Origin of the sequence: Lachnoclostridium sp. An14 (assembly GCF_002160755.1) — a bacterium.
In the GTDB taxonomy this organism is placed as follows: Bacteria; Bacillota; Clostridia; order Lachnospirales; family Lachnospiraceae; genus Lachnoclostridium_A.
In genome coordinates, this window is the sequence record NZ_NFLE01000017.1 from 1 (window position 1) to 13,254 (window position 13,254).

Annotated in this window: 12 protein-coding genes; 11 read left to right on the forward strand and 1 reads right to left on the reverse strand. The window is 57.2% G+C overall.

The genetic code is table 11. The features are described from left to right. Positions 1-129: 129 nt before the first annotated feature. The 6 genes from B5E84_RS10855 to B5E84_RS10880 all read left to right on the forward strand — a co-directional run bounded on the left by B5E84_RS10855 (position 130) and on the right by B5E84_RS10880 (position 6,702). On the forward strand, positions 130-1,302 hold the full coding sequence (locus B5E84_RS10855; protein ID WP_242963350.1) for an NEW3 domain-containing protein: 1,173 nt from the start codon (positions 130-132) through the stop codon (positions 1,300-1,302). Positions 1,303-1,343: 41 nt separating this feature from the next. After that, entirely contained in the window at positions 1,344-2,345 is a 1,002-nt protein-coding gene (locus B5E84_RS10860; RefSeq protein ID WP_087222604.1) for an ABC transporter ATP-binding protein, read from the forward strand. Beyond that, positions 2,296-3,303, forward strand: a complete 1,008-nt coding sequence (locus B5E84_RS10865; protein WP_143469207.1) for an ABC transporter permease — start codon at positions 2,296-2,298, stop codon at positions 3,301-3,303. The genes B5E84_RS10860 and B5E84_RS10865 overlap by 50 nt, the downstream gene beginning before the upstream one ends. A gap of 103 nt (positions 3,304-3,406) precedes the next feature. After that, a complete protein-coding gene (locus B5E84_RS10870) occupies positions 3,407-4,078 on the forward strand; it encodes a response regulator transcription factor (protein ID WP_087222606.1) in 672 nt (223 codons plus the stop codon). A gap of 4 nt (positions 4,079-4,082) precedes the next feature. Next, complete coding sequence (locus B5E84_RS10875) at positions 4,083-5,306, forward strand: sensor histidine kinase (protein WP_087222608.1); 1,224 nt, start codon at positions 4,083-4,085, stop codon at positions 5,304-5,306. Between the two features lie 259 nt (positions 5,307-5,565). Continuing rightward, positions 5,566-6,702: an N-acetylmuramoyl-L-alanine amidase family protein gene (locus tag B5E84_RS10880; protein ID WP_204248578.1), complete on the forward strand. Its 1,137-nt coding sequence runs from the start codon at positions 5,566-5,568 to the stop codon at positions 6,700-6,702. Between the two features lie 7 nt (positions 6,703-6,709). On the opposite strand, the gene B5E84_RS10885 is transcribed toward B5E84_RS10880, so the two are convergent. Next, positions 6,710-7,624, reverse strand: a complete 915-nt coding sequence (locus B5E84_RS10885; RefSeq protein ID WP_087222610.1) for a LysR family transcriptional regulator — start codon at positions 7,622-7,624, stop codon at positions 6,710-6,712. A gap of 270 nt (positions 7,625-7,894) precedes the next feature. Between B5E84_RS10885 and B5E84_RS10890 the strand changes: the two genes are divergently transcribed. The 5 genes from B5E84_RS10890 (at position 7,895) to B5E84_RS20395 (ending at position 13,220) form a co-directional block, all read left to right on the forward strand. Continuing rightward, positions 7,895-9,244 (forward strand): enolase C-terminal domain-like protein, encoded by a 1,350-nt coding sequence (locus B5E84_RS10890; RefSeq protein WP_087222612.1) that lies wholly within the window; start codon positions 7,895-7,897, stop codon positions 9,242-9,244. A 453-nt stretch (positions 9,245-9,697) separates the two neighbouring features. After that, positions 9,698-10,507 carry a Cof-type HAD-IIB family hydrolase gene (locus tag B5E84_RS10895; RefSeq protein WP_087222614.1) on the forward strand — a complete coding sequence of 270 codons (810 nt, stop codon included), beginning with the start codon at positions 9,698-9,700 and terminating at the stop codon, positions 10,505-10,507. Positions 10,508-10,597: 90 nt separating this feature from the next. Further along, the gene (locus tag B5E84_RS10900; protein ID WP_087222616.1) at positions 10,598-10,909 is read left to right on the forward strand and encodes a YerC/YecD family TrpR-related protein; all 312 of its coding nucleotides are present in this window, start codon (positions 10,598-10,600) and stop codon (positions 10,907-10,909) included. Between the two features lie 501 nt (positions 10,910-11,410). Then, a complete protein-coding gene (locus B5E84_RS10905) occupies positions 11,411-12,898 on the forward strand; it encodes a carbon starvation CstA family protein (RefSeq protein WP_087222618.1) in 1,488 nt (495 codons plus the stop codon). 139 nt (positions 12,899-13,037) lie between these two features. Next, positions 13,038-13,220, forward strand: coding sequence for a hypothetical protein (locus B5E84_RS20395; protein ID WP_143469208.1), 183 nt, complete (start codon positions 13,038-13,040; stop codon positions 13,218-13,220). Positions 13,221-13,254: the final 34 nt, after the last annotated feature.

Here is a 13,254-nt window from a genome sequence, read left to right on the forward strand (position 1 = left end):
CCCTTTTTCCTTTCCTGATCCCCCCATCCCCTCCCCAAATCCATTCCTTCCTCCTCCAACTTTCAGACTACCTAAAGCTTTCCGCGGTAAAATAGACCCAACTTTTCAGATACATAAAGGAGAATGCTTATGAACGGAAACAGTTTTAGAAAAATGCTGGCGGCGGGAGGCGTGCTGGCCGCTGTCTGCGCCGGGAGCGCCCTGACGGCCTACGCCGCCGGAGGATTGGATATGCACACCGACTATCCGGGGATGACGGCGAAGGCGGGAGAAAATGTGACGGTGAACCTGGAGTTTGACAATTCTGGGGCGGGCTGCGACGCGGCCCTGTCTGTCCAGTCCATGCCGGAGGGCTGGGACGGATACATTTCCGGAGGTGGGAACCGGATCAGCCAGATCCATGTGCCCTCCGGGACGAATACAGCCACCGCGTCCTTCCAGGTGGAGATCCCGGCGGACACGGCGGACGGCACCTACCAGGTAGTGCTGGCGGCCAGGGCCAGCGATTCTGTAAACGACACCTTGACTCTCACCCTGGATGTGAACGAGCTGGAGGTGAGCCAGGGGGATTTCTCGTCCGAGTACCCGGAACAGGAGGGAACGGCAGGCACCTCCTTCAGTTTCAACGGGACCCTGATCAACAACAGCGCCCAGGAACAGTCCTACAGCCTTTCGGCGGAGGCGCCGGACGGATGGCAGGTTTCCTTTAAGCCCAGCGGAGAGACCACCCAGGTGGCCAGCATCCAGCTGGAGCCGGGAGCCAGCCAGGGCCTGACCATTGGCGTGACCCCGTCCAACAACGTGGCCGCCGGGGAGTACACCATCGCCTGCAGCGCCATTTCCGGAAACGAGAAACTTTCCATGGACCTTTCCGTGACAGTGACGGAAAAATACGACCTGCTTCTGAGCACGCCGGACGGGCGGCTGAGCTTTGACGCCAGGGCAAATGCTGAATCGGACGTGACCTTAAGCGTCACCAACAACAGCAACGTGGCCATTCAGAACGTAAATTTAACCTCCACCTCCCCCACAGATTGGAACGTGAGCTTTGACACACCCACCATCGAGCAGATCGATGCGGGAGCCACCGTGGAGGTGACGGCTCACGTGACCCCGTCGAAACAGGCCCTCACGGGAGACTACGTGGTGACCATGAGCGCCGGTTCCAGCCAGGTGTCCGACAGCGCGGAGTTCCGCGTGGCGGTAAAGACCAGCATGGTGTGGGGCGTGGTGGCAGTGGCCGTGATCGCCGCCCTGTTGGCAGGCATCGGATCCATGTTCCGCAGGTATGGAAGACGGTAGGCACGGATGGTTTCTGAGACAGAATATGGGAGACGGAATCTATGGAAATGACAATGGAACGGATGATTGAGATCCACGGGCTGACGAAACGGTACGGGAACAAGACGGCGGTGGACCATCTGGAGCTGACCATCGGCCGGGGAGAGATCTTTGGCCTTTTGGGGCCCAACGGGGCGGGGAAAACCACCACCACCCTGATGCTCACCGGCCTGACGGAGCCCACGGAAGGGACGGCCTTCATAAACGGCATGGACTGCGTGCGGGACACCATGGAGGTGAAACGGACCGTGGGCTATATGCCGGACAACGTGGGCTTTTACGGAGATATGACAGGCCGGGAAAACCTCCGTTTTACCGCGGCCTTAAACGGGCTGGAAAAGAGCCTGGCGGAGGAGCGGATCGAGGAGCTTTTAATCCGCACCGGCCTTTCGGAGGCGGGAGACCAGAAGGTGGGAACCTACTCCAGAGGCATGAGGCAGAGGCTGGGGGTGGCGGATGTGCTGATGAAGGACCCGGAGGTGATCATCATGGATGAGCCCACTCTGGGAATCGACCCGGAGGGAATGCGGGAGCTGTTGGCCCTGATCCGGGACTTATCCCGCAGGGAAAACAGGACGATCCTCATTTCCTCCCACCAGCTCTACCAGATCCAGCAGATCTGTGACCGGGTGGGCCTGTTTGTAAAAGGGCAGCTGGTGGCCTGCGGCACGGTGGAGGAGCTGGCGGAGCAGACCAGGGAGGAGAGCCGGTATCTCACGGAGGTGTGCGTCGCCCCGGCGGACGACCGGTTTACGGAGATTTTAAAGGCCCTGGAGGGAGTGTACAGCGTGGGCCGGGAGGGAAACCGGTACATGGTAGGCTCCGACCAGAACATCAATAACCTCCTGGCGGACACGGTGCTGGAACACGGGTATTCCCTCACCAGCCTGCGGCCCTGTGGAAACGATTTGGACGAAATTTATCGGAGATATTTTGAAAAGGCAGGTCATGACGATGGTAGCAGCAATGGAAAGGTTAAAAGGTTTATTTCCCGAAATCGCTAAACGGGAGGGAGAGAAGAAGAAAAACGTGGGGCTCTGGGCGCTGTTTCACAAGGAGATGGCGGACCATATCCGCAGCCGGAGGTTTCTGCTGATTTTGGGACTGGTGGCGGTGGCCGGCTTTGCCAGCCTTTACGGGGCGCTGGGGAGCATTTCCGGGGCCGCGGCGGACAACGATTTTGTGTTTTTAAAGCTGTTTACCGCCAGCGGCAGCTCCATCCCCTCCTTCGCGTCCTTTATCGCCATGCTGGGGCCGTTTGTGGGGCTGGCCCTGGGGTTTGACGCCATAAACAGCGAGAAAAGCGGCGGCACCTTAAACCGCCTGCTGTCCCAGCCCATCTACCGGGACAGCGTGATCAACGGGAAATTCCTGGCGGGGGCGGCCATCATTTTTACCATGGTGTTCGCCATGGGCGGACTGGTGGCAGCCCTGGGGCTCATCGCCACCGGCATTCCCCCCAGCCTGGAGGAGGTAGGGCGGATTCTGGTATTTCTGCTGTTTACGGGAGTGTACATCTGCTTTTGGCTGGGGCTTTCCATCCTCTTTTCCGTGCTGTGCCGCCACGCCGCCACCAGCGCCCTGGCCGTGATCGCCTGCTGGCTGTTTTTCACCATTTTCTTAAGTTTGCTGGCGGGAATCATCGCTGCGGCCCTCTTTCCCATGGACGGGATGCAGGCCATCTTCAACCTGATGGACAATTACCGCTGCGAGCTGTACCTCAACCGGCTGTCCCCCTACTACCTGTACGGGGAGGCGGTGACCACCATTTTAAATCCGGGGGTCCGCACCATCGGGCTGGTGACAAACGCCCAGTTGGACGGGGCGGTGGCAGGCTACCTTCCCTTTGGACAGAGCCTTCTTTTAGTGTGGCCCCACCTCACCGGGATGTGCGCGGCCACCCTGGCGGCCTTCGCCCTCTCTTACGTGAAATTTATGAGGCAGGAGATCCGGTCGAACTGATCCCGGCCTGGAGGAAACACGGAAAATGCCCGAAAGCTGCATTGACTTTTAGGGCATTTTTTCTTATATTCTATTTACAATAGCATCCGGCGGAGGCGGAAACATGAGAATCTTGATTGTGGAGGACAACGAAAAGCTGGCGGAATCCCTGCGGGACATCCTGGGGCGCCAGCGGTACGAGACGGACGTCTGCCTGGACGGGGCGGAAGGCTATGAAATGGTGATGAGCGGCCTGTATGACGGGGTAATCCTGGATGTGATGCTGCCGGGCATGGACGGCGTGAGCCTCCTCGCCAAGGCCCGTCGCCTGGGCTGCCGCACGCCGGTGCTCATGCTGACGGCCAAAAGCGCTACGGAGGACAAGGTGGCCGGGCTGGAGAGCGGGGCGGACTACTATCTGACAAAGCCCTTTGACAAGGACGAGCTGACGGCAGCCTTAAAGGCGGTGCTGCGGCGGGGCGGCGACCTGATCCCGGACGTGCTCACCTTCGGGGACATCCGGCTAAATCAGTCCACCTATTGCCTGGAACGGGGAGAAAAGACCATCCGCCTGGGAAAACGGGAGTTTGAGGTGATGCAGATCCTCATGGCCCACAAGGGGGCGGTGGTCTCCAAGGAGACCCTGATTTTAAAAATATGGGGAAACGACGGGGAGGCGGTGGACAACAACGTGGAAATCTACGTGTCCTTCCTGCGAAAGAAACTGGACTTTTTGAAGGCGGAAACGGGGATTGCCACGGCCAGGAGCCTGGGCTACTATCTGACAAAGAGGTGAGGTCATGAAGGAATTAAAGTGGCTGCAGGTAAAATTTGTGCTGTCCAACATGGTGATGGTGACCCTGGTGATCGGCCTGGCTTTCCTGGCGGTGGGGTATTTTACGAAAACCAGAATGGAGCAGGACAACGAACAGTTCCTGTGGAAGGCGGCAGCGGCGGAGACCATGCCGGAGTTCTGGGAGGCGGGAACGGTGCGGGCCCCCTACTTTATCCTGATCACCGACGGAAACGACGAGATCATAGGGGTGGAAGGCCAGTACGGACCAGAACCGGAAACCGAGGATCTGAAACGGCTGGCGGCCCAGAGCCTTTCTGCGGCGGAGGACGGGGGTCTGCTGGAAATGTACCAGCTCCGCTATTTGAGACGGCCCTTTGAGAGCGGCTACCGGATCGTCTATATGGATACCAGCATGGGGGAGGCGTTCGCGGAGAGAATGTGGCGGAATCTGGGACTGATCGGCCTGGCGGTGTGGCTGGCCCTGTTCGCGGTGAGCTGCCTGCTCTCCAAGTGGGCGGTGGCCCCGGTGGGACAGTCCATCCGCCGGGAAAAGCAGTTTGTGGCCGATGCCTCCCATGAGTTAAAGACGCCTCTCACGGTGATTATGGCAAACGCCCAGCTTTTGGCGGAACAGGGGCCGCCGGCGGACCGGGACGCGGCCCGTTGGCTGGAAAACATCGGCCAGGAGGCGTCCCAGATGCGCCGTCTGGTGGAGGAGATGCTGCTCCTTGCCAGAAGTGAGGCGGGGGGAAACGACCGTCTGAAAGGCACCTGCGACCTCAGCGATGTGGTGATCGAGAGCGTGCTGTCCTTCGAGGCGGTATTTTACCAGGGAAACAAGGAGCTGCGCAGCGACGTGGAGGAAGGGATCCGGATCCGGGGAGACGGCGGCCAGCTGCGGCAGCTGATGAAGATTTTCTTAGACAACGCGGAGAAATATTCCCCGGAGGGCGGCCGCGCCACGGTGCGTCTGGCCCGGGGAAACGGGCGGCGGGCGCGGTTGACGGTGGCCAACACGGGAGAGCCCATCCCGGAGGAAAAGCGGAAGGAGATATTTGAGCGGTTTTACCGGTCGGACGGCTCCCGAAGCGACAAAAAGGGCTACGGCCTGGGGCTGGCGATCGCAAAGAGCATTGTGGAACGGCACCGGGGCGCCGTCTGGGCGGAGTCCTCAGACGGGGAAAACCGGTTTATCGTGGAGTTTCGGACGGCGGAGCGGTGCCGGTGAGGGGCAAAAACAGCCTCCGGCGGGAGGCGCACTCCGCGCAGCGGAAGATAGCTGCTGACGTAGCCGCACTCCGCGCAGAGAAAAATGGCTGCTGACGCAGCCGCACTCCGCGCAGAGGAATATGGCTGCTGGCGTAGCCGCACTCCGTGCAGAGGAATATGGCTGCTGGCGCAGCCGCGCTTCGGCGCCAGTGTGCGCCAAGCGCACAGTTTTTGGAATCATAAGGAATCGTTTGGAGATGAAAAAGGAGAGATAGAGCATGAGAACATACATGGTGGCAGGAGTGGCCGCGGCTGCGGCGTTGATGGCGGGAGGCGTGCTGTGGGGCTGTAAGGCCGGCGGAAACGAGGCCCTGGCGGCCACGTCGGAGCCGGTGGTGGTGACGGCGGCCTCGAAACCGGCAGAAATCGTGGGGCCGGGAGCGGGGCTTGAGGAGAAACTGGAGGCCAGGGAAACGGCTGCGGCGACGGAAAGCGGGGAGACACGGGGCGAGGCCGAAAGCAGTGGAACCGCGGAGGACAGCACGGCTGCTGAAACCAGCTCGGACACCGGAGCCGGCGAATCCCGTGAGCCATCCCCAACCGGCTCCGCCGACCCATCCGGCGAATCCCAGCCGGAAACGGAGCCGTCCATCGTCCGCAGGGAGCTGGCCTTCTCCGATGATTTCCCCTACGGGGAATTTTCCGCCATCCACACCGGCACGGCAGTCCTCTATGAAAACCGCCAGGCGAACGCCAAAGGCATCACCGTCTGTGTAAACGCCGGTCACGGATGCGCCGGAGGAGAGAGCAAAAAGACGTACTGCCACCCGGACAAGACGCCGAAGGTGACCAGCGGCAGCACCTCCGCCGGGGCGGTAAAGGCCTCGGCCATCAGCGGCGGCATGACCTTTTCCGACGGCACCCCGGAGGCGGAGGTCACCCTGTCCATGGCCCTTATATTAAAGGAGCGGCTTTTGGAGGAAGGCTACAGCGTGCTGATGGTGCGGGAGACGGCGGATTCCCAGCTGGACAACATCGCCAGAACCCTCATGGCCAACCACTACGCGGACTGCCACATCGCCCTCCACTGGGACTCCACCACCTCCGATAAAGGCGTGTTTTTCATGAGCGTGCCCTCCGCGGCCTCCTACCGCGCCATGGAGCCGGTGGCCTCCCACTGGGAGAAACACAACGCCCTGGGGCGTGCCCTGGTGGAAGGCCTTCGCGGCCGCGGGCACAAGGTGTTTGGAAAAGGGGAAATGGAAATGGACTTAACCCAGACCTCCTACTCCACCGTGCCCAGCGTGGACATCGAGCTGGGAGATAAAAAGTCTGATCACGGGGAAACGGCGCTGAAAAACCTGGCAGAAGGGCTGGTGGACGGCCTGGAAATGTATTTCGGCGCGGCGGAATAATACGGCGTCAGCTGTTTTCTGCCCCGGAAAGCGGAAAGGAGGAGCGGATCAGCTGGCAGAGAAACTCCTCCGCCGGGCTTAAGATCCAGTTTTTCCGGCGCGCCAGGAGGTTTAAGCGGTACAGTTTCGGCTCCAGGGAATAGTAGGCCACCGGGCCGGAGCTGTCCTTGCAGGACTCTCCCAGAAAGGTGACGCCGATGCCGTTTTCCACCATGCGGCAGGTGGCGGTGACGCTGTTGGTCTCGCACATGGCGCTGGGGGCAAAACGGCAGCTTTCAAATAATTTGTCTGTCAGCACCCGCAGGGAGGAATCCCGGCGGGAGAGGAGAAAGTTTTCCTTTTCAAATATGCGGATCAGATCCTTCCAGGCAATGGGCCCGGAAGGATTTTCTTTTGCATAGGGATGGGAGGCGGGGATGGCAAAGAGAACCTCCTCCCGTTTCAGCAGATGCACGTGGGCCTCGTCAAAGGGCGTGACGGAGTTGGCGGCCATAAGCCCCAGATCCAGGTTTTCCTCCAGGAGCATTCTGGTGATGGAGGGCAGATCCTGCTCCGTGATCTCGATGCGGTAGTCGGGATAGCGGGCCTTAAACCGGGGGATGACCTCCGTCAGCACCCGCAGGCCGAACTGGGAGGTGACGCCGACGGTGACGTGCCCCCGGCTGTCCAGGCCGGAAATGTCCTTGTAGAGCTGCTTTTTGATGCGGATCACCTGTTTTGCCGCCTCCACATAGAGGGCACCGGCGGGGGTCAGGGTGAGCTCTCCCCGGGTGCGGAAAAAGAGGGGAGTGCCGATTTCCTGCTCCAGCTTGGTCAGGTATTGGCTGAGGGAGGACTGGGAGACGAAAAGCTCCTCCGCCGCCTTCGTCATGTTTTTCTTTTGGGCGATGGCCAGAATGTAGGTGAGATGGCGGGTATCCATGGGTGCTCCTTTCTGTTTTCCGTTCCCGGGAGAACGGGGATTAAAAATGCCGATTGTGGCAATCACATTTGCGAATTGGAAAAATGGGCCTGATTCCGTTAAAATGAGACCAGGGTCAAAATACCGTTTGCCCCCAACATCTTAAAATGATTATAGCAAAAGGGGAAACGGAAGAAAAGAAGGGACTTTTGTTTTCCACGGCACAAAAGTCTCCGGCGAATGGGCGTTTTGCACATTTGTTCCGGAGCGGATAAAAAGGAGGAAGGACAGATGACAGAAAAAGGAACGCCGGTTGTGACGGAAATGCAGGTGATTCCCGTGGCAGGACGGGACAGTATGCTGATGACCTTAAGCGGGGCACACGGGCCGTTTTTCACCAGAAACCTGGTGATTTTAAAGGACAGCGCAGGCCATACGGGCATCGGGGAGATCCACGGAGGCGACTACACCTGCGAGGCCCTGACAAGCTGCATCCCCCTGGTGGTGGGAAAGCCCATCGGAATGTACCGGAAAATTTTAGACAGCATCCACAAGGCCAGCAGGCGGGCCAAGGAGGACGACGGGGAAGGAATCCAGAGCCTGGACATCAGCAAATTAAAGTTTGTGGTGAAGGCGGAGTGGGCCATTGAGTGTGCCCTGCTGGATCTGCTGGGGCAGTATCTGGATCTGCCCATGTGCGAGCTTTTGGGGGACGGGAAACAGAGGGACAGGGTGGAGACCTTAGGCTACTTATTCTACGTCAGCGACAAGGGGAAGGCGGAGCAGCTGGAATATCTGGATGAAAGAGAGAGCAGCGATCCCTGGTACCGGATGCGAAGACAGGAAATGCTCACGCCGGAGCGCATTGTGGAGCAGGCCCAGGTCCTCCATGAAAAGTACGGGTTCCGCAATTTCAAATTAAAAGGGGGCGTCCTTGCCGGGGCAGAGGAGATGGAGGCTGTGAAAGCCTTAAAGCAGGCCTTTCCCAAGGGCCGCATCAACATCGACCCCAACGGCGCCTGGAGCTTGGAGGAGGCCATTTCCCTCTGCCGCCCCATGGAAGGCGTGCTCACCTACGTGGAGGATCCCTGCGGACCGGAGGCGGGATATTCCAGCAGGGAGGTGATGGCGGAGTTTAAAAACGCGGTGAAACTGCCGGTGGCCACCAACATGATTGCCACGGACTGGCGCCAGTTCTACCACGCGGCGGCCTTAAAGTCGGTGGACATCGTGCTGGCGGACCCCCATTTCTGGGGCTTTGGCGGCAGCGTCCGCATGGCCCAGACCTTAAACGACTGGGGCCTGACCTGGGGCAGCCACTCCAACAACCATTTTGACATCACCCTCACAGCCTTCGCCCACGTGGCGGCGGCAGCGCCGGGAGCGCCCACGGCCCTGGACACCCACTGGATCTGGCAGGACGGCCAGAACCTCTTAAAGGACACGCCCCAGATCGTAGACGGCTATTTACAGGTGCCGGAGAAACCGGGCCTGGGAGTGACCATCGACATGGAACGGGTCCTGGAGGCCAACCGCCTTTACAAAAAGCTCTCCACCCACGACCGGGACGACGCCATGGCCATGCAGTATCTGATCCCCGGATGGAAATTCGACTCCAAGAAACCCTGTCTGGTGCGGTAAAAAGGCGTAAAGATAAGCGGCGGCAGAACCGGCTCCCGTTGCAATTCTCCCGTTGCAATTCTCCCCGATCTATCGTACACTGAATACCAGAACAAACGGACATGACCGCTAACGCGGTCATCCCGAATCATGAAAGCCAGATGGCTCCACGCCTACGGCGTTCCCGCCATCTGCCGACGGCATTCGAAATCCGGGCTGCCGCCCTACTTTCTTATTTAACAGGAAACTGCGTTTCCTGTTAAATAAGAATGCTCCGCAAGGAGGCGCACTCCGCGCAAAGGAATATGGCTGCTGACGCAGCCGCGCTCCGGCGCGAGTGTGCGCTTGGCGCACACTTTTCATACCGTCTTGCCCGTCTGATACCGATATATCTGTGCGCGCGAGCGCGCCCATCTATATCGTCGCCATCCGGGGCTTTCAGAGTAATTCATGAGGAGACAAAGGAGAAACAGGATGAAATATGAGATAATGGTGCTGGATCTGGACGGCACCCTGACAAACAGGGACAAGGTGATCACTCCCAGGACGAAGGAGGCCCTGATGGAAATGCAGAAGATGGGCCGCCGGGTGGTGCTGGCCTCCGGCCGTCCCACGAAGGGGATCCGCCATCTGGCAAAGGAGCTGGAGCTGGCCCGCTACGGGGGCTGTATCCTGTCGTTTAACGGGGGCATGATCATCGACTGCGCCACGGGGGAGACCCTGTTTTCCAGGCTGCTGCCGGTGGAGAGCAACCGGAGGATCGTGGAGCTGGCCATGGAACACCGGGTGGACATTCTCACCTACGAAGGGGAGGAAATCATTTCCAACAACCGGGAAAACGAGTACGCCCAGGCGGAGAGCCGCATCAACTCCATGGAGATCCGCCAGGTGGAGAACATGGCGGAGTACGTGGACTTTGCCGTCCCCAAATACATTATGTTAGACGATGGCGACTACCTGGCTACGGTGGAGCCGAAGGTGAAGGCGGCCCTGGGAAAGAATTTCAGCGTGTACCGCTCGGAGCCGTTCTTTTTAGAGATCCTGCCAAAGGGCATCGACAAGGCCCAGTCTCTGGAGCGTTTGCTGGAGCGCCTGGGGCTGACCAGAGAGCAGATGATCGCCTGCGGCGACGGCTACAACGACCTTTCCATGATCAAATACGCCGGCCTCGGTGTGGCCATGGAAAACGCGGTGCTGCCGGTGCGCCAGGCCGCGGACTTTGTGACCAAGTCCAACAACGACGACGGAGTGGCTTACGTGATCGAAAAATTTATTTTTTCTTAAGAATGTTGGGAAAATTTAGGGTAGACTTTACAGCTTTAGTATGTTAAAATCGAAAAGAACACGATAATAGACTAAAGGGGAAAAGACGCCATGAACAAAAAGATCAAAACAGAAGCCGTGGACCATCTGTTTCAGGCCATTCTGACTTTGAAAAATATCGAGGAATGCTACACGTTTTTTGAGGATGTGTGTACCGTAAATGAGCTGCTCTCCCTGTCCCAGCGCTATGAGGTGGCCAAGATGCTGAGGGAGGAGAAAACCTATCTGGAGATCGCCTCCAGAACCGGTGCCTCCACAGCGACGATCAGCCGGGTAAACCGTTCCTTAAACTATGGAAACGACGGCTACGATATGGTATTCGCCAGGATCAAGGAGACGGAGGAGAACGGGCAGGAGAGCTGAAAGGTTCTGGGAGAATAGAAAAAGAAGATGCCGCAGATTCGTGAATCGAGAACACGAATTTGCGGCATTTTTGCGTCCCGGGAAAGTTTCTCCTCCTAAGGAAGGAGAGCCTCCGGCGGGAGGCGATCCCCTCTCATAGGAAATGGCTGCCGGCGCTGCCGGCGCGGCCGCGTTCAGGCGCGGATGTACGACGCGGATATATACGTTTTGCACTGTGAAAATCAGTTTCCCGTCCGCCGCAAGGCCTATTTCCTACAAATTTTAACGAAAAATTAGCGATTTTTTAGCGAAATCTTAACATTAAGTTGACACTGGCCGGTTCTTTCAGTATTATGAAATCAGAATGATTATTGTTTTCAGAACAGGAGGGATGCCATTTGATTGTGACAGAGCCGCCCATATCGTGATGAGGAAGAAACATTTCATCAATATCGCCTTTCTTCCCCAAAAAAGCAACCATATCTTTCAAATGCTTAACAATTTTACATGGAGGAACTGAGAATGATTACTTTTTTGATAGGCTTTGCGATATTAATTATTGGAGGGTATTTTTACGCAAAACTGTCTGTGAAACTGTTTCAGCCGGTTGACGGGCCGACGCCTGCCTACACAAAACAGGACAATGTGGATTTTGTTCCCATGGGAAAGTGGAGAAACCTGCTGATCAACCTGTTAAACATTGCCGGAACCGGGCCGATCCTGGGGCCGATCCAGGGTGTGCTGTTCGGGCCCATTGCCTTTTTGACCATTCCGGTGGGCTGCGTCCTGGGCGGAGCGGTTCATGACTACTGGTGCGGGATGATTTCCCTGCGGAACGGAGGAGATCAGATGCCGGCCCTTGTAAAAAAATTCCTGGGAAAAGGGATTTCCAAGGTGTACTTCGTGTTTCTGGTACTGCTGCTTATGCTGGTGGGCGTGGTGTTTGTCTATACTCCGGGGGATCTTTTTGTTGGACAGGTGCTGAATATGACGGCGGAGTCGTCCGGGTACTGGGGAGTGACGATCCTGGTGTTTGCCGTGATTTTTGCCTATTACATCATTGCGACGATGATGCCCATTGACCGGATCATCGGAAAGGTCTATCCCATATTTGGCCTGATCCTGTTTTTGGCGGCCCTGGGAATCTTTCTGGTGACCATGTTGGGCGCTGCCTCCGGAAGGTACGTATTAAATGAAATTTGGGACGGCATTCCCGCCTGGGCGTATACGGGAGTGTTAAACCCCAGCGATCCCCGTTATATTCCCACGTTCTTTGTGACAGTAGCCTGCGGAATTGTATCCGGTTTCCACAGCTCCCAGGTGACCCTCGTCTCCCGCACCCTTCAGAAGGAAACAGAAGGAACGGCCATCTTCTTTGGCATGATGTGCGTGGAAGGATTTATTGCCATGTGCTGGGCTGCCGGCGCCATGGTCGTCTATAACATGGGGATGACGGGAAACGCCACTCAGGTAGTGGGAATGATTTCCAAGGAAATGCTGTCTGTTTTCTGGGTAGTGCCGGTGGCCAGCGTAATTGTTCTGCCCATCACTTCCGGCGATACGGCGTTTCGGGCGGTGCGCATTCTGATTCAGGATGCCCTGCATATCCCGAAAACAAAGCGCAACAATCTGCTGATTGGCCTGTGTATTTTCATTGGGGGAGCTTTGCTGTTAGTGTGGGCGAAGGTCAGCGCCGATGGGTTTAATATCCTGTGGAGATACTTTGGATTTGCGAATCAGACGATTGCTGTATTTACCTTTACTGTGATTGCGATGTATATGATGAGGAAAGATTTGCCGTTCCTGATCGGGCTGGTCCCGGGGATGTTCTACCTGTTTATTGTGACCAGCTTTATTCTCCATCAGGAAATCGGATTTCATATATCAAACTGGAATATCTGCTACGCCATCGGCGTTGCCCTGACGGCAGTTTATACCGTTGTTTTATGGAGGTTCGGGCGGAGGAAAAGGAGAGAGCTGGGCCTTCTGAAGGATGACGGAAAAGAATGACATAGAGAATGGCGTAGATGTTTTTTTAAACGACACCAGAGCCGGAGACAGTCCCCAAATGGGCTGCCTCCGGCTTTGTGTATGTCTGTAAAATTGCGTATGCCTGTAAAATTACTGAATGGTCACGATCCTAGCTTTCATGATTTGTGATGACCGCGTCAGCGGTCATGTCCGTTTTGGGCCATTTTCTGAACACCGTTTTGACGTATTACCAGAGCGTGGCGGCGATATAGAGGGGATTTGGCAATCCGGCTTGAAAATGGGTGCGGCAGCAAAACGGTTTGAAAATGAGATTGACAGCAAAATAAGGAAATATAATTGACTAAGTCAAGCAAATGAACTATACTGAGAAAAAC